The organism is Pseudomonas sp. BF-RE-21 (assembly GCF_019947305.1).
Lineage (GTDB): Bacteria > Pseudomonadota > Gammaproteobacteria > Pseudomonadales > Pseudomonadaceae > Aquipseudomonas > Aquipseudomonas migulae.
Window position 1 is genome coordinate 1 of record NZ_JAGYGF010000002.1, and the last position, 21,008, is coordinate 21,008.

At 60.0% G+C, this 21,008-nt stretch carries 21 protein-coding genes and 1 pseudogene; 13 read left to right on the forward strand and 9 right to left on the reverse strand.

All coding sequences use genetic code 11. The features are described from left to right. Positions 1-68 precede the first annotated feature (68 nt). Together KGB25_RS01615 and KGB25_RS01620 are read right to left on the reverse strand one after the other, a co-directional pair. Positions 69-1,214, reverse strand: a complete 1,146-nt coding sequence (locus tag KGB25_RS01615; RefSeq protein WP_192228203.1) for an MFS transporter — start codon at positions 1,212-1,214, stop codon at positions 69-71. A 184-nt stretch (positions 1,215-1,398) separates the two neighbouring features. Next, entirely contained in the window at positions 1,399-2,892 is a 1,494-nt protein-coding gene (locus KGB25_RS01620; RefSeq protein WP_008038003.1) for an aldehyde dehydrogenase, read from the reverse strand. A 249-nt stretch (positions 2,893-3,141) separates the two neighbouring features. On the opposite strand from KGB25_RS01620, the gene KGB25_RS01625 reads away from it, so the two are divergent. Then, positions 3,142-3,504 carry a cupin domain-containing protein gene (locus KGB25_RS01625; RefSeq protein ID WP_008030568.1) on the forward strand — a complete coding sequence of 121 codons (363 nt, stop codon included), beginning with the start codon at positions 3,142-3,144 and terminating at the stop codon, positions 3,502-3,504. 198 nt (positions 3,505-3,702) lie between these two features. Here the strand turns inward: KGB25_RS01625 and rpmG are convergent, their stop codons facing one another. Then, a complete protein-coding gene (rpmG, locus tag KGB25_RS01630; RefSeq protein WP_007894709.1) occupies positions 3,703-3,858 on the reverse strand; it encodes a 50S ribosomal protein L33 in 156 nt (51 codons plus the stop codon). Positions 3,859-3,869: 11 nt separating this feature from the next. After that, positions 3,870-4,103: a 50S ribosomal protein L28 gene (rpmB, locus tag KGB25_RS01635; protein WP_003176907.1), complete on the reverse strand. Its 234-nt coding sequence runs from the start codon at positions 4,101-4,103 to the stop codon at positions 3,870-3,872. Positions 4,104-4,549: 446 nt separating this feature from the next. On the opposite strand from rpmB, the gene KGB25_RS01640 reads away from it, so the two are divergent. Further along, positions 4,550-6,136, forward strand: coding sequence for an ABC transporter substrate-binding protein (locus KGB25_RS01640; protein WP_192228201.1), 1,587 nt, complete (start codon positions 4,550-4,552; stop codon positions 6,134-6,136). 129 nt (positions 6,137-6,265) lie between these two features. Here KGB25_RS01640 and radC read toward each other — a convergent pair whose 3' ends face one another. Beyond that, positions 6,266-6,940 carry a RadC family protein gene (radC, locus tag KGB25_RS01645; protein ID WP_008038019.1) on the reverse strand — a complete coding sequence of 225 codons (675 nt, stop codon included), beginning with the start codon at positions 6,938-6,940 and terminating at the stop codon, positions 6,266-6,268. Between the two features lie 135 nt (positions 6,941-7,075). Between radC and coaBC the strand changes: the two genes are divergently transcribed. The 4 genes and pseudogenes from coaBC (at position 7,076) to argB (ending at position 11,328) form a co-directional block, all read left to right on the forward strand. Continuing rightward, complete coding sequence (coaBC, locus tag KGB25_RS01650) at positions 7,076-8,284, forward strand: bifunctional phosphopantothenoylcysteine decarboxylase/phosphopantothenate--cysteine ligase CoaBC (RefSeq protein WP_008030577.1); 1,209 nt, start codon at positions 7,076-7,078, stop codon at positions 8,282-8,284. A 5-nt stretch (positions 8,285-8,289) separates the two neighbouring features. Beyond that, positions 8,290-8,745 (forward strand): dUTP diphosphatase, encoded by a 456-nt coding sequence (dut, locus tag KGB25_RS01655; protein ID WP_008030580.1) that lies wholly within the window; start codon positions 8,290-8,292, stop codon positions 8,743-8,745. A 283-nt stretch (positions 8,746-9,028) separates the two neighbouring features. Further along, positions 9,029-10,405, forward strand: a pseudogene (locus KGB25_RS01660) (phosphomannomutase/phosphoglucomutase); the annotation flags it as partial. 17 nt (positions 10,406-10,422) lie between these two features. Further along, a complete protein-coding gene (gene argB, locus KGB25_RS01665) occupies positions 10,423-11,328 on the forward strand; it encodes an acetylglutamate kinase (protein ID WP_008030582.1) in 906 nt (301 codons plus the stop codon). 212 nt (positions 11,329-11,540) lie between these two features. Here argB and pyrE read toward each other — a convergent pair whose 3' ends face one another. Then, positions 11,541-12,185 carry an orotate phosphoribosyltransferase gene (pyrE, locus tag KGB25_RS01670; RefSeq protein WP_008038033.1) on the reverse strand — a complete coding sequence of 215 codons (645 nt, stop codon included), beginning with the start codon at positions 12,183-12,185 and terminating at the stop codon, positions 11,541-11,543. Positions 12,186-12,267: 82 nt separating this feature from the next. Here pyrE and KGB25_RS01675 point away from each other — a divergent pair, with 82 nt between their 5' ends. Next, entirely contained in the window at positions 12,268-13,047 is a 780-nt protein-coding gene (locus tag KGB25_RS01675) for an exodeoxyribonuclease III (protein ID WP_008030595.1), read from the forward strand. 173 nt (positions 13,048-13,220) lie between these two features. Here KGB25_RS01675 and KGB25_RS01680 read toward each other — a convergent pair whose 3' ends face one another. Beyond that, positions 13,221-13,589: a DUF4870 domain-containing protein gene (locus KGB25_RS01680; protein ID WP_008038052.1), complete on the reverse strand. Its 369-nt coding sequence runs from the start codon at positions 13,587-13,589 to the stop codon at positions 13,221-13,223. Between the two features lie 29 nt (positions 13,590-13,618). Beyond that, complete coding sequence (gene rph / locus KGB25_RS01685) at positions 13,619-14,341, reverse strand: ribonuclease PH (protein ID WP_008030600.1); 723 nt, start codon at positions 14,339-14,341, stop codon at positions 13,619-13,621. A gap of 281 nt (positions 14,342-14,622) precedes the next feature. Here rph and KGB25_RS01690 point away from each other — a divergent pair, with 281 nt between their 5' ends. The 6 genes from KGB25_RS01690 to KGB25_RS01715 all read left to right on the forward strand — a co-directional run bounded on the left by KGB25_RS01690 (position 14,623) and on the right by KGB25_RS01715 (position 19,930). Further along, a complete protein-coding gene (locus tag KGB25_RS01690) occupies positions 14,623-15,486 on the forward strand; it encodes a YicC/YloC family endoribonuclease (protein ID WP_008030602.1) in 864 nt (287 codons plus the stop codon). Between the two features lie 12 nt (positions 15,487-15,498). Then, positions 15,499-16,119 (forward strand): guanylate kinase, encoded by a 621-nt coding sequence (gene gmk / locus KGB25_RS01695; protein WP_008030603.1) that lies wholly within the window; start codon positions 15,499-15,501, stop codon positions 16,117-16,119. A 167-nt stretch (positions 16,120-16,286) separates the two neighbouring features. Then, positions 16,287-16,550 carry a DNA-directed RNA polymerase subunit omega gene (gene rpoZ / locus KGB25_RS01700; RefSeq protein WP_008030604.1) on the forward strand — a complete coding sequence of 88 codons (264 nt, stop codon included), beginning with the start codon at positions 16,287-16,289 and terminating at the stop codon, positions 16,548-16,550. A 57-nt stretch (positions 16,551-16,607) separates the two neighbouring features. After that, entirely contained in the window at positions 16,608-18,713 is a 2,106-nt protein-coding gene (spoT, locus tag KGB25_RS01705; RefSeq protein ID WP_008038056.1) for a bifunctional GTP diphosphokinase/guanosine-3',5'-bis pyrophosphate 3'-pyrophosphohydrolase, read from the forward strand. Positions 18,714-18,738: 25 nt separating this feature from the next. Beyond that, complete coding sequence (locus KGB25_RS01710; protein WP_003229509.1) at positions 18,739-19,119, forward strand: RidA family protein; 381 nt, start codon at positions 18,739-18,741, stop codon at positions 19,117-19,119. A 70-nt stretch (positions 19,120-19,189) separates the two neighbouring features. Beyond that, positions 19,190-19,930: a hypothetical protein gene (locus tag KGB25_RS01715; protein ID WP_223434088.1), complete on the forward strand. Its 741-nt coding sequence runs from the start codon at positions 19,190-19,192 to the stop codon at positions 19,928-19,930. A 141-nt stretch (positions 19,931-20,071) separates the two neighbouring features. Here the strand turns inward: KGB25_RS01715 and KGB25_RS01720 are convergent, their stop codons facing one another. Continuing rightward, positions 20,072-20,929 (reverse strand): SDR family oxidoreductase, encoded by an 858-nt coding sequence (locus KGB25_RS01720; RefSeq protein WP_223434089.1) that lies wholly within the window; start codon positions 20,927-20,929, stop codon positions 20,072-20,074. Positions 20,930-21,008: the final 79 nt, after the last annotated feature.

Sequence of the window (21,008 nt, forward strand, 5' to 3'; positions counted from 1 at the left end):
ATGGTGTGTCAGCCACACAGGTTTGACTGACACACCATCGCGAGCAGGCTCGCTCCTACATTTCGGGGTCAGGCAGGTTCAGCAACCGTGCCGAACGCACCTTGGCGCGACAGCAAAATCACCAGTCCGAACGCCCCCGCCGCCATCAACAACGGCAACGCATGACCGCTGATCCACTGACTACCAGCGCCAGCCGCCAATGGTCCGACCAGGCAACCAATGCCCCACAACTGCGCAATATGCGCATTGGCCCGCACCAGCGCATCGTCGCGATAACGCTCGCCAATCAGGATCAGCGACAAGGTGAACAAGCCCCCGGCACTGGCGCCGAACAGCACCCACAATGGCCAAATCAACAACGTGTCGATCAGCAATGGAATCGCCAGGCTCGAGAGCATCAGCACCACAGCGCAACCGGTGAACAACGTGCGTCGCGACAAGCGATCCGCCAGTGCGCCAATCGGCAATTGCAGCAAGGCATCGCCCACCACCACGGTGCTGACCATCGCCAACGCGATTTCCGTGGTAAAGCCCTGGCGCAGGCAATAGACCGGCAACAAGGTCAGGATCATCGCCTCGAACGCTGCGAACAGCGCCACGCCCCAGGCAATCGCCGGCAGGCCTCGGCAAAAGCCCCACAAGTCGCTGAAAGTCACGCTGCAGGCTTCGCTGGTCGGCGCACCGCTGCGGCCGAGCAACAGGAACGGTGCCGCCGTCAGCAAACCGACCCCGACCCAGAATCCATAATCGTGCTCAGTCCCCAGAACACCCAACAACAAAGGCCCGGCCAGCTGACTCAGCGCATAGCTGCTGCCATACAGCGCCACCAGCCGACCGCGCCATTGCTCGACCACCAACTGGTTGATCCAGCTTTCACCCAGTATGAAGACGAGGGTCAGGATCACCCCGATCATCAGCCGCAGCACCAGCCACACCGGATAACTCGGCAACAGCGCCAGCAAACCGATGGACGCCGCCCCGGCCCACAGGCACAAGCGCATCAGATTGGCCGTGCCGAGCCGTGCTGCCAGATGGCTGGAGATCTTCGCCCCCAGCAATACGCCAATCGCCGGCATCGCGGCCATTACGCCGATGGCAAACGAACCGTAACCCCAGCCTTCCAGGCGAAAGGACACCAGCGGCATGCTGACACCCAGGGCCAGGCCGACACTCAAGACAGACGCCAACACGGCGAAATAAGTCGCCCAACGCATGTTCCACGCTCCTGTGGATATTTTTTGTGCAACACAAAACACTGTGGGAGCGAGCCTGCTCGCGATGACGGAACAACATTCAACATTTTCGTCGACTGTTACACCGCTATCGCGAGCAGGCTCGCTCCCACAGGGGATTCGCGTCCTGAGGGGGAACCTGTTTTAGACAGGCTCCCCTACTGGCTTACAACTTGATCCAGGTCGCCTTCAGCTCGGTGTACTTGTCGAACGCATGCAACGACTTGTCACGACCGTTGCCCGACTGCTTGAAGCCACCAAACGGTGCAGTCATGTCGCCACCGTCGTACTGGTTGACCCACACGCTACCGGCACGCAATGCACGGGCGGTCAGATGCGCCTTCGAGATGTCCTTGGTCCACACCGCAGCAGCCAGGCCGTAAGGCGTGTCGTTGGCAATCGCGACGGCTTCTTCGGCGGTATCGAAAGCGATGACCGACAATACCGGGCCAAAGATTTCTTCCTGGGCGATTTTCATCGCGTTGCTGACGCCGTCGAAAATCGTCGGCTCAACGTAGGTGCCACCGGTTTCCTGCAGCGTGCGCTTGCCGCCAGCAACCAGTTTGGCGCCGTCGGTGTGGCCGGATTCGATGTAGGACAGCACGGTGTTCATCTGCTGGGTGTCCACCAGCGCGCCAACGTTGGTCGCCGGGTCCAGCGGGTTGCCCGGCTTCCAGGCTTTCAAGGCCTCGATCACCAGCGGCAGGAATTGGTCCTTGATCGAACGCTCGACCAGCAGACGCGAACCGGCGGTGCAGACTTCGCCCTGGTTGAAGGCGATGGCGCCCGCAGCCGCTTCCGCAGCTTCCTGCAGGTTCGGGGCATCGGCGAACACGATGTTCGGGCTCTTGCCGCCGGCTTCGAGCCAGACGCGCTTCATGTTCGATTCGCCCGAGTAGATCAGCAGTTGCTTGGCGATCTTGGTCGAACCGGTGAACACCAGCGTGTCGACATCGTTGTGCAGGGCCAAGGCCTTGCCGACCGTGTGACCGTAGCCCGGCAGCACGTTCAGTACGCCTTTCGGGATGCCGGCTTCAACGGCCAGCGCCGCGATACGGATGGCGGTCAGCGGTGATTTTTCGGATGGCTTGAGGATCACCGAGTTACCGGTGGACAGCGCCGGGCCGAGTTTCCAGCAGGCCATCATCAGCGGGAAGTTCCACGGCACGATGGCGCCGACAACGCCGACCGGCTCGCGAGTGACCAGACCCAACTGATCGTGCGGGGTCGCAGCGACTTCGTCGTAGATCTTGTCGATAGCCTCACCGCTCCAGCTCAGGGCTTGCGCCGCGCCGGGAACGTCGATGTACAGGGAATCGCTGATCGGCTTGCCCATATCGAGGGTTTCAAGCAGGGCCAGCTCTTCGGCGTGCTGTTTCAGCAGGCCGGCAAAACGGATCATGGTGGCTTTGCGTTTGGTCGGGGCCAAACGCGACCAGGCGCCGGAATTGAACGTGGCACGAGCGTTTTCAACAGCGCGCTGGGCGTCGGCGGCGTCACAGCTGGCAATCTTGCCCAGCAGACGGCCATCGACCGGGCTGATGCACTCGAAGGTCTCGCTGGAGACGGCATCGGTGTATTCGCCATTGATGTAGGCACGGCCTTCGATCTTCAGATCGCGAGCCCGTTGTTCCCAATCGGCACGAGTCAGGGTGGTCATTCGAGTGTCCTCCTCTTATTGAATACGAGCGCCCCGCGTTCTTCGCGGACGTCCCCAGGAATTCTGCCCAGCCAGCCTGCAATTCGGCCGAAGGCAACCGTCACCCTAAACCAGTGGCCGGGGTTGTTTCAATATATTTGACATAAGGTCGGTAAACGGCCTTGCGGTGTTCATTTTAATAAACATAGACTTTGGGCTTTCCAGCCATCTTTCCAGCCAATCGCGCCGCAATCACGGGGGATAACAATAATGAGCATCCAGAATATCGTCGATTTTAGCCAAGCCACTACCGAGCCCGAGCGTTACAGGCCGGACCCGGCGAAAATCTTGAAGGGCGACCCCGAGCAAGTGGTTTACAACCACTACAACAGCCCTTGCGGCCAGTTGAATGCCGGCGTGTGGGAAGGCGCGGTTGGCCAGTGGACGGTGAACTTCACCGAGCACGAATACTGCGAAATCGTTCAGGGTGTTTCAGTGCTGCGTGACCTCGACGGCAATGCCAAGACGCTGCGCGTGGGTGATCGCTTCGTGATCCCGGCGGGCTTTCGTGGCACCTGGGAAGTGCTGGAGCCGTGCCGCAAGATTTATGTGGCGTTTGAACAGAAGGCCTGACGACTTGCGTTGTTCGGGCCGGCCTCTTCGCGGGCAAGCCTCGCTCCTACAGTGGATTGCGTCCGCCCTGTAGGAGCGAGCGGTGCGACGATTCGACTTGCCCGCGAAGGGGCCCTAACAGGAAACGCAAAACCTTCAGGCAACAAAAAAGGCCCGTATCTCGCGATACGGGCCTTTTTCGTAAGAGGGAAAAATCAATTACTTGATTTTGCCTTCTTTGTAGATCACGTGCTTGCGAACAACCGGATCAAATTTCTTGATCTCGATTTTGTCCGGAGTAGTGCGCTTGTTCTTGTCGGTAGTGTAGAAGTGACCAGTACCGGCGCTCGAAATCAAACGAATCAATTCACGCATGATTAGCTCCCTTAGATCTTGCCAGCGGCGCGGATTTCGGCCAGCACGACAGTGATGCCACGCTTGTCGATGATACGCATGCCTTTGGCAGATACGCGCAGACGCACGAAACGTTTCTCTTCTTCAACCCAGAAGCGGTGATGCTGCAGGTTCGGCAGGAAACGACGACGGGTTTTGTTGTTTGCGTGGGAAATGTTATTCCCAGTCACCGGACCCTTACCGGTAACTTGACATACTCTCGACATGCCTCAGCCCTCTAAAACCACATGCCCAACCCGGCATGGGTTGGCCGCTTAATCTCTCAGTCATTTGGCGCCAGGCGCCGCGTTTCTTTAGAGGTCTTACCGGCTACACCTACAGTGAAGGAACCGGGCCCCTAGAAAAGAGCGCTGCTTTATACCAGAAAGACTGAGGTGCAACAACATTCCGTGCGCACCGACTTGATAAAAACCCCATTTTTCAGGCTGCGAGCGCCTTGGGTAAAGGCTATCGTCGATAAAGACCGCTCGTCGCAGAAAATCGGCCAACCGGCCAATCCAGGGGTTTTCTCGGCCGGCATTCACCGAAAACGATCGCACATAGTCCCCTTAAAATGAAAAAGGGGATAGTCATTTACAAAAGAGCCCTCTAGGGTAAGCCTTTTCCAGACTGCACTTGCAGATGGGCCTTCGATCTGTAAAGGAATCCGACCATGCGCCTCGCTGCCCTACCGCTGTTGCTCGCCCCGCTTCTACTGAGCCCGCTGGCCCACGCCGCCGCCCTGAGCGTCTGCACCGAGGCCAGCCCGGAAGGGTTCGACGTGGTGCAATACAACTCGCTGACCACCACCAACGCCTCGGCCGACGTGCTGATGAACCGTTTGGTGGACTTCGATACCGCCAGCGGCAAAGTGGTCGCCGGCCTTGCGGACAGCTGGGAAGTCAGCCCGGATGGCCTGACCTACGTGTTCAAGCTGCATCCGCAGGTGAAATTCCACCGCACCGAATACTTCAGTCCGACCCGCGAACTGACCGCCGAAGACGTGAAATTCAGCTTCGAGCGCATGCTCGACCCGGCCAACCCTTGGCATAAAGTGGCGCAGAGCGGCTTCCCGCACGCGCAATCGATGCAATTACCGGCGCTGATCAAGAAGATCGACGCGCTGGATCCGCTGACCGTGCGCTTCACCCTCGATCATCCGGAATCGACGTTCCTGCCGACCCTGAGCATGGGCTTCGCCTCGATCTACTCCGCCGAATACGCCGACCAGTTGCTGAAAGCCGGCACCCCGGAGAAGCTCAACAGCCAGCCGATCGGCAGCGGCCCGTTCGTGTTCACGCGCTTTCAGAAGGACGCAACGATCCGCTACAAAGCCAACCCGGATTACTTCCGTGGCAAGCCTTCGGTGGACCCGCTGATCTTCGCCATCACCCCGGACGCCAACGTGCGGTTGCAGAAACTGCGTCGTAACGAGTGCCAGATCGCCCTCTCGCCCAAACCACTGGACGTACAAGCCGCGCTGAAAGAGCCGACACTGAAAGTCGAAAAGACTGATGCGTTCATGACCGCGTTCGTTGCCATCAACAGCCAGCATCCGCCACTGGACAAGCCTGAAGTGCGCCAGGCGATCAACCTCGCGTTCGACAAGGCCAACTACGTCAAAGCCGTGTTCGAAGACACCGCCGAAGCCGCCAACGGCCCGTATCCGCCAAATACCTGGAGCTACGCCAAAGGCTTGCCGGGCTACGCGCATGACGTTGAAAAAGCCAAGGCATTGATGGCCAAGGCCGGCCTGAAAGACGGTTTCCAGACGACGATCTGGACCCGCCCGTCCGGAAGCCTGCTGAACCCCAATCCAAGCCTCGGCGCGCAACTGCTCCAGTCGGACCTGGCGGAAATCGGCATTCAGGCCGAGATACGCGTGATCGAATGGGGCGAAGTGATCCGCCGCGCCAAGGCCGGCGAACACGACCTGCTGTTCATGGGCTGGGCTGGCGACAACGGCGACCCGGATAACTTCCTGACGCCGCAGTTCTCCTGCGCGGCGGTCAAGTCCGGCACCAACTTCGCCCGTTACTGCAACCAGGACCTGGACAAGCTGATCAGTGCCGGCAAGACCACCTCCGAGCAAGGTGTACGCACCAAGCTCTATGAGCAGGCTCAGGCGCAGATCCAGCAGCAGGCGCTGTGGCTGCCACTGGCCCACCCGACGGCTTTCGCGCTGATGCGCAAGGAAGTCGAGGGGTATGCGGTGAGCCCGTTTGGCCGCCAGGATTACTCCAAGGTCAACCTCAAATAACAGCCACACGCAAAACCTTGTAGGAGCCAGCTTGCTGGCGATGGCGTCAGCACATTCAACACCCAAGCTGAATTTACTGGCCTCATCGCCAGCAAGCTGGCTCCTACAGGGTTCGCGCTTTGCCCTGCATCACATCCACCCATACTCGGCCATCGACAGCGGATCCCCGTCGCCGATGATGAAATGGTCAAGTATCCGCACATCGATCAAGTCCAGCGCCTCTTGCAGGCGCTTGGTCAGCTTTCGGTCGGCATGACTAGGGTCGGGATTGCCTGAGGGATGGTTGTGGCAAAGGATCAAAGCTGCGGCGTTGTGAGCCAAAGCGCGCTTGACCACCTGACGCGGATAAACGCTAGTGCAGTCGATAGAGCCGCGAAACAGTGATTCAAACGCCAGTACTCGATGTTTCGAATCGAGGAACAGACAACCAAATACTTCATGAGGCTCATGTCGCAGCATCGACTTGAGGTAATCACGCACCATCAGCGGATTCTCCAACACGGAGCTGTGGCGCAAGCGCTCAGCCAGATGCCGACGGGCCATTTCCAACACTGCCTGCAACTGCGCAAACTTTGCCGGCCCGAGCCCCAACTGTCCGCTGAATGCCTTTAGATCGGCCTCCAGCAAGGCGCGCAAACTGCCAAATTGACTCAACAAATGTCGCGCCAGATCCACCGCACTTTTACCGGACACGCCGGTCCGTAAAAAGATCGCCAACAGCTCAGCGTCCGAAAGGCTCGCCGAACCCAACTCCAGTAACCTCTCCCGCGGCCGCTCGGCCACCGGCCAATCGCGAATACTCATAGCACCTCCCTGTCTGTGGGCGCCGCTGTTCCGTAGCGGTCGCTGTGATATCGTAGCCCATCTTTTTTGTGGGCGATTTCACTCCTGGGGAGGGGGTATCGCTACGCAGTCATCAACGAAATGAAAGGCAGACCTATGCAGCGGCTGTATCGGAAACGCATCGTTCTGGGCGTCGGCGGCGGTATTGCTGCCTACAAGAGCGCCGATCTGGTTCGCCGCCTGATCGATCAGGGCGCCGAAGTGCGCGTGGTCATGACCCGTGGCGGTGCCGAGTTCATCACTCCGCTGACCATGCAGGCCCTGTCCGGGCACCCGGTTCACCTGGACCTGCTGGACCCGGCGGCCGAAGCGGCGATGGGCCACATTGAACTGGCCAAATGGGCCGACATGGTGCTGATCGCTCCGGCGACCGCGGACCTGATCGCCCGTCTGGCCCAAGGCATCGCCGACGACCTGCTGACCACGCTGGTGCTGGCCACCGACGCAGTGGTCGCCGTCGCTCCGGCGATGAACCAGGCCATGTGGCGCGACCCGGCGACCCAGGCCAACCTGCAAACCCTCGAAAGCCGCAGCATCAAGGCCTTCGGCCCGGCCTCGGGCAGCCAGGCCTGTGGTGACGTTGGCCTGGGCCGCATGCTCGAAGCCGTCGAACTCGCCCAATGCGCGGCGGACTGCTTCCAGCGTCAGGCGCTGACCGGTAAACACGTACTGATCACCGCCGGCCCGACCCAGGAAAACATCGACCCGGTGCGCTACATCACCAACCACAGCTCCGGGAAAATGGGCTTTGCCCTGGCCGAAGCCGCCGTTGAAGCAGGCGCCCGCGTGACCCTGATCACCGGCCCGGTGCACCTGCCGACGCCGGATCGCGTCACCCGCATCGACGTGGTCAGCGCTCGCGACATGCTCGCCGCTTGCGAAGCCGCGATCCCTTGCGACCTGTTCATCGCCTCGGCAGCAGTCGCGGACTACCGCCCCGAAGTCGTCGCCCCACAGAAACTCAAGAAAGACCCTACGAACGGCGACGGCTTGCTACTACAAATGGTCCGCAACCCAGACATTCTGGCCACCATTGCCACGCGCCCCGACCGCCCATTCAGTGTCGGTTTCGCCGCTGAAACCGAACACCTGCTCGATTACGCTGCGCGCAAGTTGAAAGACAAGAACCTCGATTTGATCGTCGCCAACGACGTCGCCAACCCGAGCATTGGCTTCAACAGCGAAGAAAACGCCTGCAGCGTGATCGACCGTGAGCTCCACGCCACACTTTTCGCCCAGACCAGCAAGAGCAAAATTGCTCGCCAGCTGATCACTTTTATCGCCGAACGTCTGAACCAGGTTTAATTTACATGCACGCTTTGCAAGCCAAGATCCTCGACCCACGCATCGGTACCGAATTCCCGCTGCCGCAATACGCCACCCCAGGCTCCGCCGGCCTCGACCTGCGCGCCATGCTGGAAAAAGACATCGTGATCAAACCGGGTGAAACCGTGCTGATTCCGACCGGCCTGTCCGTCTACATTGGCGATCCTGGTCTGGCGGCGCTGATTCTGCCGCGCTCCGGCCTGGGCCATAAGCACGGCATCGTGCTGGGCAACCTGGTCGGCCTGATCGACTCCGACTACCAGGGTCCGTTGATGGTTTCGTGCTGGAACCGTGGCCAGACCGATTTCAACATGGTGGTCGGCGAGCGTTTGGCCCAGCTGGTTCTGGTGCCGGTGGTTCAAGCGCACTTCGAGATGGTCGAAGAGTTCGTTGAAACCGAGCGCGGTGCGGGCGGTTTCGGGCATTCCGGCAAGCATTGATTTCTGGTTTTCAGGCTGGGCGCCCTGCCCGGCCTGAAGGGTGCTCTGCATTTTCAGAATGAAAATTGCATAGCCGTCATCTGGAAGGTTTAACACTGGAAAACAAGGCATTGGCTGGCCAAATCCTGGTTGGCGTTGGTGGCATGGCCTTTTCGCACCACGAACTCTCTGCGAAAAACGCCGTCATACCCTTCAGTTCGAGCCCGCCGAAGCGTTCTTCGCGCGCAGGTCCAGCCACTTTCGAGATGGAGCATTCCCACAGATGAGCAACCCAGCCCAAGTCGCACCCAAGTTCCCCGACAGCATTTTCCGCGCGTACGACATTCGCGGCACCGTCCCGGAATTCTTGAACGCTGAAACCGCTTACTGGCTCGGTCGCGCCATTGGCGCCCAAAGCCTGGCCCAGGACGAACCGAACGTCTCCGTTGGCCGCGACGGTCGCCTGTCTGGCCCGGAACTGGTCGAGCAGCTGATCAAAGGCCTGGCCGAGGCCGGTTGCCACGTCAGCGACGTCGGCCTGGTGCCCACCCCGGCGCTGTACTACGCCGCCAACGTATTGGCCGGCAAATCGGGCGTGATGCTCACCGGCAGCCACAACCCGTCGAACTACAACGGCTTCAAGATCGTCATCGCCGGCGACACCTTGGCCAACGAACAGATCCAGGCCCTGCACGACCGCCTCAAAACCAACAACCTGAGCAGCGGCAAGGGCAGCATCACCAAGGTCGAGATCCTCGACCGCTACAACACCGAAATCGTCCAGGACATCAAACTGTCCCGCCGCCTCAAAGTCGTGGTCGACTGCGGCAACGGCGCGGCCGGCGTGATCGCCCCGCAATTGATCGAAGCGCTGAACTGCGAAGTCATCCCGCTGTTCTGCGAAGTCGACGGCAACTTCCCGAACCACCACCCGGATCCGGGCAAGCCTGAAAACCTTGTCGACCTGATCGCCAAGGTCAAGGCAACCAACGCCGACATCGGCCTGGCCTTCGACGGCGACGGCGACCGCGTTGGCGTAGTGACCAATACCGGCAGCATCGTCTACCCGGACCGCCTGCTGATGCTGTTCGCCCGCGACGTGGTGGCGCGCAATCCGGACGCGGAAATCATCTTCGACGTCAAATGCACCCGCCGCCTGACGCCGCTGATCAAGGAATACGGCGGTCGCCCGCTAATGTGGAAGACCGGTCATTCGTTGATCAAAAAGAAAATGAAACAAACCGGCGCCCTGTTGGCCGGCGAAATGAGTGGGCACATTTTCTTCAAGGAACGCTGGTTCGGTTTCGACGATGGCATTTACAGCGCCGCACGGCTGCTGGAAATCCTCAGCAAGGAAAAATCCACCGCGGAAGAGCTGTTTGCGACCTTCCCGAATGATATTTCTACGCCGGAAATCAATATCCATGTGACCGAAGAGAGCAAATTCAGCATCATTGATGCATTGCACGACGCGAAGTGGGGCGAAGGCGCCGACCTGACCACCATCGACGGCGTGCGAGTCGACTATGCCAAAGGCTGGGGCCTGGTGCGCGCCTCCAACACCACACCGGTGCTGGTGCTGCGCTTCGAGGCCGATGACGAGGCTGAATTGCAACGCATCAAGGACGTTTTCAAAGTCCAGTTGAAGCGTGTTGCACCTGATCTCCAACTACCGTTCTGATTCACCCGGAGCCCTGAATGACCCTCGAACGCGAAGCCGCCGCCAACACCGCCAAGGTCCTGTCCGAAGCGCTGCCTTACATCCGCCGCTATGTCGGCAAGACGCTGGTGATCAAATACGGCGGCAACGCGATGGAAAGCGAGGAGCTGAAAACCGGCTTCGCCCGCGACATCGTGCTGATGAAAGCCGTCGGGATTAACCCGGTGGTGGTTCACGGCGGCGGCCCGCAAATCGGCGATCTGCTCAAGCGACTGTCGATCGAGAGCCACTTTGTCGATGGCATGCGCGTCACCGACGCGGCAACCATGGACGTGGTGGAAATGGTCCTGGGCGGCCAGGTCAACAAAGACATCGTCAACCTGATCAACCGTCATGGCGGCAGCGCCATCGGCCTGACCGGTAAAGACGCCGAGCTGATTCGCGCGAAGAAACTCACCGTCACCCGCCAGACGCCGGAGATGACCCAACCGGAAATCATCGACATCGGCCACGTCGGTGAAGTGGTCGGCATCAATACCGACTTGCTGAACCTGCTGGTCAAAGGCGACTTCATCCCGGTGATCGCGCCAATCGGCGTCGGTGCCAACGGCGAGTCTTACAACATCAACGCCGACCTTGTGGCCGGCAAGGTGGCCGAAGCGCTGAAAGCCGAGAAATTGATGCTGCTGACCAACATCGCCGGGTTGATGGACAAGTCGGGCCAGGTCCTGACCGGCCTGAGCACTCAGCAGGTCGACGACCTGATTGCCGACGGCACGATCTACGGTGGCATGCTGCCGAAGATCCGTTGTGCGCTGGAAGCGGTTCAGGGTGGCGTGGGCAGCTCGCTGATCATTGATGGTCGCGTGCCGAATGCGATCTTGCTGGAAATCTTCACCGATACCGGCGTGGGTACTTTGATCAGCAATCGCAAGCGTCACTAAGCGATAGCGCATACAAAAAGACCCCGCTCAGCCTGGCTGAGCGGGGTCTTTTTTTGTGCGGACGTGCGCCTGATAAATCGCGGCGCCGCCATCGCCGGCAAGCCGGCTCCTACAAAATCGATGAGATCCCTGTAGGAGCTGGCTTGCCAGCGATGGCGGCGTGCCTGGCACACCGCGTTGCATTGATCGCCAGCAAGCCGGCTCCTACAGGGTCAGACGCCGAATTGGGCGCGGTAGGCTTCTACGGCTGGCAGGTGCTGCTTGAGCTGTGGATCGTCGGCCAGGAATTCCAGCACCTGATTCAGCGAAACAATGCTGATCACCGGAATGCCGAAATCACGCTCCACTTCCTGGATCGCCGACAACTCGCCGTTGCCACGCTCTTGACGGTTCAGGGCGATGAGCACGCCTGCCGCCTTGGCGCCGTCCTGGGAAGCGATGATCTGCATCACTTCGCGGATCGCGGTGCCAGCGGTGATCACGTCGTCGATGATCAGCACATCGCCGGTCAATGGCGCGCCGACCAGGCTGCCGCCTTCGCCGTGGGCCTTGGCCTCTTTGCGGTTGAAGCACCATGGCAAATCACGGTCGTGATGTTCAGCCAGGGCCACTGCGGTGGTCGCCGCCAAAGGGATGCCTTTGTAGGCCGGGCCAAACAATACGTCGAAGGGAATGCCGCTCTCGACGATGGCCGCCGCGTAGAAACGACCCAGCTGCGCCAGGGCCGAACCCGAGTTGAACAGGCCGGCATTGAAGAAGTATGGACTGGTACGCCCGGACTTCAGGGTGAACTCACCGAAGCGCAAAACGCCGCGATCGATGGCAAAACGAATGAAATCGCGCTGATACGCTTGCATGAAAAAAACCCCAAATACCACGGATTTAGCTAATTAGGTTGACGCCGTGTATCATACACGCACGCGATTTTTGGGGCCATTTATGCGGATCATCAGTGTGAACGTCAATGGTATTCAGGCTGCAGTGGAGCGAGGTTTGCTCAGTTGGCTGCAAGCACAGAATGCCGACGTCATCTGCCTGCAGGACACCCGCGCCTCCGCCTTTGAACTGGACGATCCAGCCTTCCAACTGGATGGCTACTTCCTTTATGCCTGCGAAGCCGAAGTTCCCGCCCAGGGTGGCGTGGCTTTGTATTCGCGGTTGCAGCCGAAGGCAGTCATCAGCGGTCTCGGTTTCGAGACGGCCGACCGCTACGGGCGCTACCTGCAAGCCGATTTCGACAAGGTCAGCATCGCGACCTTGCTGCTCCCTTCGGGGCAGAACGGCGATGAAGACTTGAACCAGAAGTTCAAGCTAATGGACGACTTCGCCCGTTATCTGGATAAACAGCGACGCAAACGTCGCGAGTACATTTACTGTGGCTCGCTGTACGTGGCGCAACAGAAGCTGGATATCAAGAACTGGCGCGACAGCCAGCAATCCCCGGGCTTCCTGGCACCTGAGCGTGCCTGGATGGACGAGATTGTCGGCAACATGGGTTATGTCGATGCCCTGCGCGAAGTCAGCCGTGAAGGTGATCAGTACAGCTGGTGGCCGGACAATGAGCAGGCTGAGATGCTTAACCTGGGCTGGCGCTTCGATTACCAGATACTGACGCCGGGCCTGCGCCGCTTTGTACGTAGCGCTCGTTTGCCACGTCAGCCACGGTTTTCGCAGCATGCACCGCTGATCGTGGACTACGACTGGACGCTGACCATCTAGACGTCGTTACACAGACACAAAAAAGCCGACAGCAGTGTCGGCTTTTTTGTGGGCGCTGATTTTGCTTTCTGTAGGAGCGAGGCTTGCCCGCGAAAGCGATTTAACAGCCGACATTTATGCCGGATGTGACGGCCTCTTCGCGGGCAAGCCTCGCTCCTACAGGGCTGTGTCGCCTATTTGATCAACCGCCAAGTGAACGGATACCGATACGGCACCCCTTCATTGGCCTTCACGCCAGCAATGATCGTCAACACCAACGCACCGATCGCCAGCAACCCAAACAGGAAGAACCCGATGATCAACACCATCAGCAGGAAGCAGATGGCCGAAGCGATGGCGACGGTGATCTGAAAGTTCAGCGCCTCCTTGCCCTGCGCATCGACAAACGGGTCCATCTCGCGCTTCATCTGCCAGAGAATCAGCGGGCCGATCAGCGTGCCGAACGGAATCCAGATCCCCAGCAAGGCGGACAGGTGACAAAACATCGCCCATTGCCGAACTTCTTTGCTCGGGACGGGAAGCAGCTCTTGCTCGTCACTCATGTTGTCCTCCTTGTCTGGGATGGTTCCGGTCAGTCAGCCAGTGCAGCCTTTTGCAGTTCGAAGATTTCGGTCATGCCTTTCTTCGCCAGTTCAAGCATAGCGGTCAACTCTTCAGGCTGGAACGGCGCGCCTTCGGCAGTGCCCTGAACTTCGATGAAGCCGCCAGTGCTGGTCATCACCACGTTCAGGTCGGTCTCGGCAGCCGAGTCTTCCAGGTAGTCGAGGTCGAGCACAGGCTCGCCCTGGTACATACCCACCGAAACAGCGGCGATCATTTGCTTGAGCGGGTCGCCGCCTTTCAGGCCGCCGCGCTTCTTGATCACTTTCAAGGCATCGACCAGCGCAACCATCGCGCCGGTGATGGACGCGGTGCGGGTGCCGCCGTCAGCCTGGATCACGTCGCAGTCGACGTACAGGGTGACGTCGCCCAGCTTGGACATGTCCAGCGAGGCGCGCAGCGAACGACCGATCAGACGCTGGATTTCCAGGGTGCGGCCGCCTTGCTTGCCGCGGCTCGCTTCACGCTGGTTACGCTCGCCGGTGGCGCGCGGCAGCATGCCGTATTCGGCGGTCAACCAGCCTTGGCCCTGACCTTTGAGGAAACGCGGCACGCCGTTTTCGACGCTGACGGTGCAGATGACTTTGGTATCACCGAACTCGACCAGTACGGATCCCTCGGCGTGTTTGGTGTAGTTGCGGGTAATGCGGATCGAGCGGAGCTGATCGGCAGCGCGACCACTTGGACGTTTCATAGGGAATACCTGTACGGGGGACGGAAAACTGCCGAGCATTATAGAGCCGCGCGCCAATACTGGGCACTTCTAAAAAATCCGCCCGACGATTGAAGGCTCTGGCCTGAGCTTGGAACAGCGCTTTACCGACGGCCTGCAGCCCTTTGTCACACCGTGTGTTTGGGCGCATCCGCCCCACTGCGCTACAATCCTGCGCCTTTGCTGCCTGTCGGCTTTAATTCACAGATAGCGGGTCCGCGAAACCTTTGGTAACGCATCGACCTGCATTGCGAGGTACCTCCATGGTGCACAGCATGACCGCCTTCGCCCGCGTCGAGAAAGCCGGCGTCCAAGGCACCCTGAGCTGGGAACTGCGCTCGGTCAACAGCCGCTACCTGGAACCGCACTTGCGTCTGCCGGAGTCGTTTCGCGATCTCGAAGGCGCGGTCCGCGAAGCGCTGCGCCAAGGCATCTCCCGAGGCAAACTCGAATGCACCCTGCGCTTCACCGAAGAGAACACCGATAAACCCCTGCAAGTGGATCGCGAGCGCGCCGCGCAATTGGTTGCGGCCGCCGAGACCATCGCCGGCCTGATCAAGAACCCGGCCGCGCTGAACCCGCTGGAAGTCCTGGCCTGGCCCGGCGTGCTGGTGGGCGATGCCACCGACCCGCAAGCCCTGAATGCCGAAGCGCTGGCGCTGTTCAACGAAGGCCTGAAGGAACTCAAGGCTGGCCGCGAGCGCGAAGGCGCGGAGCTGGCACGGTTGATCAACGATCGCCTGACGTCCATTGAAGAAGACGTGGTGACCCTGCGTGAACTGGTCCCGCAGATGCTCGCCACCCAGCGCCAGAAAGTCCTCGACCGCTTCGCCGACATGAAGGCCGAAATGGACCCGCAGCGTCTGGAGCAGGAAATGGTCATGCTCGCTCAGAAGAGCGACGTCGCCGAAGAACTGGATCGCCTGAGCACCCATATCATCGAAGTTCGCCGGGTACTCAAGTCCGGCGGCGCTGCCGGCCGGCGCCTCGACTTCCTGATGCAGGAGCTCAACCGCGAAGCCAACACACTGGGCTCCAAGGCCTTCGACCCGCGCAGCACTCAGGCGGCGGTCAACCTCAAGGTGTTGATCGAGCAGATGCGCGAACAAGTGCAGAATATTGAGTAAGGCAAACCCGACATGACCCACAGCACCGGCACCCTGTACATCATTTCCGCCCCTTCGGGCGCGGGCAAGAGCAGCCTGGTCAAGGCCCTGACTGACGCTGATGCGGAGATCCGCGTCTCGGTCTCCCACACCACCCGTGCCATGCGCCCCGGTGAAGTGGACGGCGTGAACTATCACTTCGTCGAACGCAGCGAGTTCGTGAAGATGATCGAGCACGGCGATTTCCTCGAGCGCGCCGAAGTATTCGGCAACCTCTACGGCACTTCGCAAAGCCACCTGCAGCAGACCCTGGACGAAGGCCACGACCTGATTCTGGAAATCGACTGGCAAGGCGCCGAGCAAGTGCGCAAGTTGATGCCCCAGGCCCGTTCGATCTTCATTCTGCCGCCGTCCCTGCAGGCCTTGCACCAGCGTCTGACCAATCGCGGCCAGGACAGCGACGAGATCATTGACGGTCGCATGCGTGAAGCCGTCAGCGAGATGAGCCACTACGTTGACTACGACTACCTGATCATCAACGACGATTTCGCCCATGCCCTGCGCGATTTGCAGGCGATTTTCCGTGCCAATCAGCTGCATCAGAAGCGTCAGCAGCAGCGCAACGGCAAACTTTTGGCTGAATTGCTCGGCTAAACAGCTCTTCCCAAAACCGCTGCAAGGGCTTTACATTGGCACTTGCAGCGCGCTGAAGGGCTTGGTCAAAAAATCAGCGCTTCCCTAATCGCTGGTGATTTTTTAAACTGTTGAGTCCGCTCGCCCAACCGGGCAGCGCGCATATTGCATTCGCTCCGAGGAATACCATGGCCCGCGTAACCGTTGAAGACTGCCTAGAACACGTGGAAAACCGCTTTGAGCTGGTCATGCTCTCTACCAAGCGTGCCCGTCAACTGGCCACCGGTGGCAAAGAGCCGCTGGTTCAGTGGGAAAACGACAAGCCTACCGTTGTAGCGCTGCGTGAAATCGCTGAAGGCCTGATGAGCTACGAGTTCATCGCCGAGCAAGAAATCGTCCAGGATGAACCGCTGTTCGCAGCGTTCGAGGACGAGTCCAACGAGGCCGTCTAAGCCTATGCCTGGTCGACGTAGCACGGCGCGGGGTCACAGCGAACGGCAGGAGTCATCATGCCGAGCATAGACGCCCTCGCCGATCGCTTATCGACCTACCTCGGCAAGGACCAGGTCAACCTGGTCCGCCGAGCGTACTTCTACGCCGAACAAGCCCACGACGGCCAACGCCGCCGCAGTGGCGAGGCGTACGTCACGCATCCTCTTGCGGTGGCGAATATTCTCGCCGACATGCACATGGACCATCAGAGTTTGATGGCTGCGATGCTGCATGACGTGATCGAAGACACCGGTATTGCCAAGGAAGCGCTGCAAGCGCAGTTCGGCGAAACCGTGGCCGAACTGGTCGATGGCGTCAGCAAGCTGACCCAGATGAACTTCGAGACCAAGGCCGAGGCCCAAGCCGAAAACTTCCAGAAAATGGCCATGGCCATGGCGCGCGACATTCGCGTGATCCTGGTCAAACTCGCCGACCGCCTGCACAACATGCGCACGCTGGAAGTCCTGTCCGGTGAAAAACGCCGGCGGATCGCCAAGGAAACCCTGGAAATCTATGCGCCCATCGCCAACCGGCTGGGCATGCACGCCATCCGCATAGAATTCGAAGACCTCGGCTTCAAGGCCATGCACCCGATGCGTTCCGCGCGGATCAACCAGGCAGTCAAACGCGCCCGGGGCAACCGCAAGGAAATCGTCAACAAGATCGAAGAATCCCTCGGCCACTGCCTGGCCATCGACGGCATTCAGGGCGAGGTCAGCGGTCGTCAGAAACACCTCTACGGCATCTACAAGAAAATGCGCGGCAAGCGTAGGGCCTTCAACGAGATCATGGACGTCTATGCGTTCCGGATCATCGTCGACAAGGTCGATACCTGCTACCGCGTGCTGGGTGCTGTACACAATTTGTACAAACCGCTGCCGGGGCGCTTCAAGGATTACATCGCGATCCCCAAGGCGAACGGCTACCAGTCGCTGCACACCACGTTGTTCGGCATGCACGGTGTTCCGATCGAGATCCAGATCCGCACCCGTGAAATGGAAGAGATGGCCAACAACGGCATCGCCGCCCATTGGCTGTACAAATCCAGCGGCGACGAGCAGCCCAAAGGCACTCACGCCCGCGCCCGCCAGTGGGTCAAAGGCGTGCTGGAAATGCAGCAACGCGCCGGCAACTCGCTGGAATTCATCGAAAGCGTGAAGATCGACCTGTTCCCGGACGAGGTCTACGTGTTCACGCCCAAAGGCCGGATCATGGAGCTGCCCAAAGGCTCCACGGCGGTCGACTTCGCTTACGCGGTGCACACCGACGTGGGCAACAGCTGCATTGCCTGTCGGATCAATCGTCGTCTCGCGCCGTTGTCCGAACCGCTGCAAAGCGGCTCCACGGTCGAGATCGTCAGTGCTCCCGGCGCACGGCCGAACCCGGCGTGGCTCAACTTCGTGGTCACCGGCAAGGCGCGGACCCACATCCGCCATGCGCTGAAACTGCAACGTCGCTCCGAATCCATCAGCCTCGGCGAACGCCTGCTGAACAAGGTCCTCAACGGTTTCGACAGCGCCCTGGACAAAGTTCCGGCCGAGCGCGTCAAAGCGATGCTCACCGAGTACCGCCTCGAACTGATCGAAGACTTGCTCGAAGACATCGGCCTGGGCAATCGCATGGCTTACGTCGTCGCCCGCCGCCTGCTCGGCGAAGGCGAACAGCTGCCAAGCGCGGAAGGCCCGCTGGCGATTCGCGGCACCGAAGGTCTGGTGCTCAGCTACGCCAAGTGCTGCACGCCGATCCCGGGCGACCCGATTGTCGGTCACCTGTCGGCGGGCAAAGGCATGGTTGTGCACCTGGACAACTGCCGCAACATCAGCGAAATCCGCCACAACCCGGAAAAATGCATCCAGCTCTCGTGGGCCAAGGATGTCACCGGCGAATTCAACGTCGAGCTGCGCGTCGAGCTGGAACACCAGCGCGGCTTGATCGCACTGTTGGCCAGCAGCGTCAACGCGGCCGACGGCAATATCGAAAAAATCAGCATGGACGAACGCGATGGTCGCATCAGCGTGGTCCAACTGGTGGTCAGCGTGCACGACCGTGTGCATCTGGCTCGCGTGATCAAGAAACTGCGCGCACTGACCGGGGTGATCCGCATCACCCGCATGCGCGCCTAAGCCAACCTATTACAAGGAGTCATTCATGACCAAGACTGTTATCACCAGCGATAAGGCCCCGGCCGCCATCGGCACTTACTCCCAGGCGATCAAGGCTGGCAACACCGTTTACATGTCGGGTCAGATTCCTCTGGACCCAAAAACCATGGAACTGGTTGAAGGCTTCGAAGCCCAGACCGTCCAGGTGTTCGAGAACCTGAAAGCCGTGGCCGAAGCCGCTGGTGGTTCGTTCAAGGACATCGTCAAACTGAACATCTTTCTCACCGACCTGAGCCACTTCGCCAAGGTCAACGAGATCATGGGCAAGTACTTTGACCAGCCATACCCAGCCCGCGCCGCCATCGGCGTAGCCGCCCTGCCAAAGGGTTCGCAGGTTGAAATGGATGCCATTCTGGTCATCGAGTAATGCGTTCGGCGCAGCCCGAAAGGCTGCGCCAATGCCGTATGTATAAAAAGCGTTTTGAAAGGATTCCACCATGCGCACTGCGCTTGCTGTCTCGCTGGTCGCCCTACTCTTGGGCGGATGTGCCAGCAACCCTGCCGACCGCGACATCAGCGGCACCTGGATCAATCAGGTGGCGATCGATGCTGCGTCCAAAGGCGGCCCCCTGCGCGAAGCGCTCCAGGCCTATGGTCCGAACCTGGAATGGGACGTCAACACCAAGGCCGGTCAGGCCCGCTACACCAACGGTTTTGAGAACGTCGAAGGCAAGCTGCTGGGCGAAGCGTCCGGCGCCTGGAAAGTCGACTTCTACGGCAGTTCCGCCAGCGAGCTGAAGCGTGACGGCAAGCAACTGGCCCAAGTCGCCAGCGACAACGAACCCGCACAGGTCTTCGACCGCGCGCTGATCCCGGTGCCGGATGGCGCACCGATGGGTGCCAGCTTCGAACGCGCGCTGTATTCCGCCTACATGGGCGGTAGCTGGAAAGTCGTCAGCGGTCCTGGTGAAGGCAGCTCAGTGCAGTTCCAGGCCGACGGCCAGGTAACCGGTTTGCCGGGTGCGGATCGCTACGCGCTGTGCCTGGCGGGCGATTGCGCGTCGATGAGCGGCGGCAACGACAACATGTGGTTGCAACTCAAGGGCCAGGGCAACACCTGGATCTTTGCGCGCAAGGGCAAGGAACTGGAGATCCTCCAGGCTGTGAACACCGCGCAGGCAGACGAAATGCCGCAGTTCACGCCGGGTGATCGCAAGTGGTTGCTGGAAAAGCAGTAACCCGGCTCTAAAGCCAACGCAAAGCCCAATGTAGGAGCGAGGCTTGCCCGCGAAGACGTCGTAACATCCAACATCAACGTTGATTGTTACACCGTCTTCGCGGGCAAGCCTCGCTCCTACAGTATTGATGGGGCCCGGAAATCAGCAGCGGCCTTCGAGGATAGCGGCGTACCCTTCGCGATAGCTTGGGTACTTCGGCACCCAACCCAAGGCCTTCACCCGCGCATTGCTGCATTGCTTGCTGCCAGTGCGCCGCACACTCGCATCGTCGGCCCATTCGGTCACGCCCAGATATTCACGCAACCAATCCACCACTTCGCCCAGCGGTGCAGGCGCGTCGTCGACGCCGATATAAACGTCATCCAACGCCACACCGCGCCGATCCGCCTCAAGCAGAAACGCCAACAAGCCAGCCGCGTCATCCACGTGAATCCGATTGCCGTACAACGGCGGATCAATCGCCACGCGATATCCGCGACGAACCTGCGTCAGCAGCCATTCGCGGCCCGGGCCGTAGATGCCGGTCAAACGCACGATGCTTGCCGGAATGCCACTGTTGAGTGCCACTTGTTCCGCCTCCAGCATCAGTCGACCTGAATAGCCGGCAGCGATGGTCGGCGACGTTTCGTCGACCCACTCGCCGTCCTGCTGGCCGTAAACGCTGCTACTGGAAACGAACAGCAGGCGATTGGGCACCTGTCCGTAGTCGTCCAGCCACTCGATCACATGCTGCAAGCCCTCGACATAAGCGGCTCGGTAACCGGCTTCATCGTGAACGGTGGCTGCCGCGCAATACACCAGGTAGTCCACCGCACCGACCGGCCAGGTTTGCGGACAGTCTTTGTTGAACAAGTCGCCGGCAACGCCAATCACCCCCTCGGGCAGGCGCGAGACGTCACGGCGCAGACCATGGACCTCCCACCCGCAAGCGAGCAATTGTGTAGCCAGACGACTGCCGACATCACCGCAGCCGGCGATCAAAACAGAGGGCGCGGACATCAAAAAACTCCTATCGGAAAGCCACAGACTAGCGCCGGCAATGGACGAGCGGCTAGCAATGAAGGAAAAAAAGATACTC

Excerpts from the sequence above, each read along its gene's own strand:
- KGB25_RS01615 (WP_192228203.1), bottom strand. The coding sequence starts at position 1,214 with ATGCGTTGGGCGACTTATTTCGCCGTGTTGGCGTCTGTCTTGAGTGTC.
- KGB25_RS01620 (WP_008038003.1), bottom strand. The coding sequence starts at position 2,892 with ATGACCACCCTGACTCGTGCCGATTGGGAACAACGGGCTCGCGATCTG.
- KGB25_RS01625 (WP_008030568.1), top strand. The coding sequence starts at position 3,142 with ATGAGCATCCAGAATATCGTCGATTTTAGCCAAGCCACTACCGAGCCC.
- rpmG (WP_007894709.1), bottom strand. The coding sequence starts at position 3,858 with ATGCGTGAATTGATTCGTTTGATTTCGAGCGCCGGTACTGGTCACTTC.
- rpmB (WP_003176907.1), bottom strand. The coding sequence starts at position 4,103 with ATGTCGAGAGTATGTCAAGTTACCGGTAAGGGTCCGGTGACTGGGAAT.
- KGB25_RS01640 (WP_192228201.1), top strand. The coding sequence starts at position 4,550 with ATGCGCCTCGCTGCCCTACCGCTGTTGCTCGCCCCGCTTCTACTGAGC.
- radC (WP_008038019.1), bottom strand. The coding sequence starts at position 6,940 with ATGAGTATTCGCGATTGGCCGGTGGCCGAGCGGCCGCGGGAGAGGTTA.
- coaBC (WP_008030577.1), top strand. The coding sequence starts at position 7,076 with ATGCAGCGGCTGTATCGGAAACGCATCGTTCTGGGCGTCGGCGGCGGT.
- dut (WP_008030580.1), top strand. The coding sequence starts at position 8,290 with ATGCACGCTTTGCAAGCCAAGATCCTCGACCCACGCATCGGTACCGAA.
- argB (WP_008030582.1), top strand. The coding sequence starts at position 10,423 with ATGACCCTCGAACGCGAAGCCGCCGCCAACACCGCCAAGGTCCTGTCC.
- pyrE (WP_008038033.1), bottom strand. The coding sequence starts at position 12,185 with ATGCAAGCGTATCAGCGCGATTTCATTCGTTTTGCCATCGATCGCGGC.
- KGB25_RS01675 (WP_008030595.1), top strand. The coding sequence starts at position 12,268 with ATGCGGATCATCAGTGTGAACGTCAATGGTATTCAGGCTGCAGTGGAG.
- KGB25_RS01680 (WP_008038052.1), bottom strand. The coding sequence starts at position 13,589 with ATGAGTGACGAGCAAGAGCTGCTTCCCGTCCCGAGCAAAGAAGTTCGG.
- rph (WP_008030600.1), bottom strand. The coding sequence starts at position 14,341 with ATGAAACGTCCAAGTGGTCGCGCTGCCGATCAGCTCCGCTCGATCCGC.
- KGB25_RS01690 (WP_008030602.1), top strand. The coding sequence starts at position 14,623 with ATGGTGCACAGCATGACCGCCTTCGCCCGCGTCGAGAAAGCCGGCGTC.
- gmk (WP_008030603.1), top strand. The coding sequence starts at position 15,499 with ATGACCCACAGCACCGGCACCCTGTACATCATTTCCGCCCCTTCGGGC.
- rpoZ (WP_008030604.1), top strand. The coding sequence starts at position 16,287 with ATGGCCCGCGTAACCGTTGAAGACTGCCTAGAACACGTGGAAAACCGC.
- spoT (WP_008038056.1), top strand. The coding sequence starts at position 16,608 with ATGCCGAGCATAGACGCCCTCGCCGATCGCTTATCGACCTACCTCGGC.
- KGB25_RS01710 (WP_003229509.1), top strand. The coding sequence starts at position 18,739 with ATGACCAAGACTGTTATCACCAGCGATAAGGCCCCGGCCGCCATCGGC.
- KGB25_RS01715 (WP_223434088.1), top strand. The coding sequence starts at position 19,190 with ATGCGCACTGCGCTTGCTGTCTCGCTGGTCGCCCTACTCTTGGGCGGA.
- KGB25_RS01720 (WP_223434089.1), bottom strand. The coding sequence starts at position 20,929 with ATGTCCGCGCCCTCTGTTTTGATCGCCGGCTGCGGTGATGTCGGCAGT.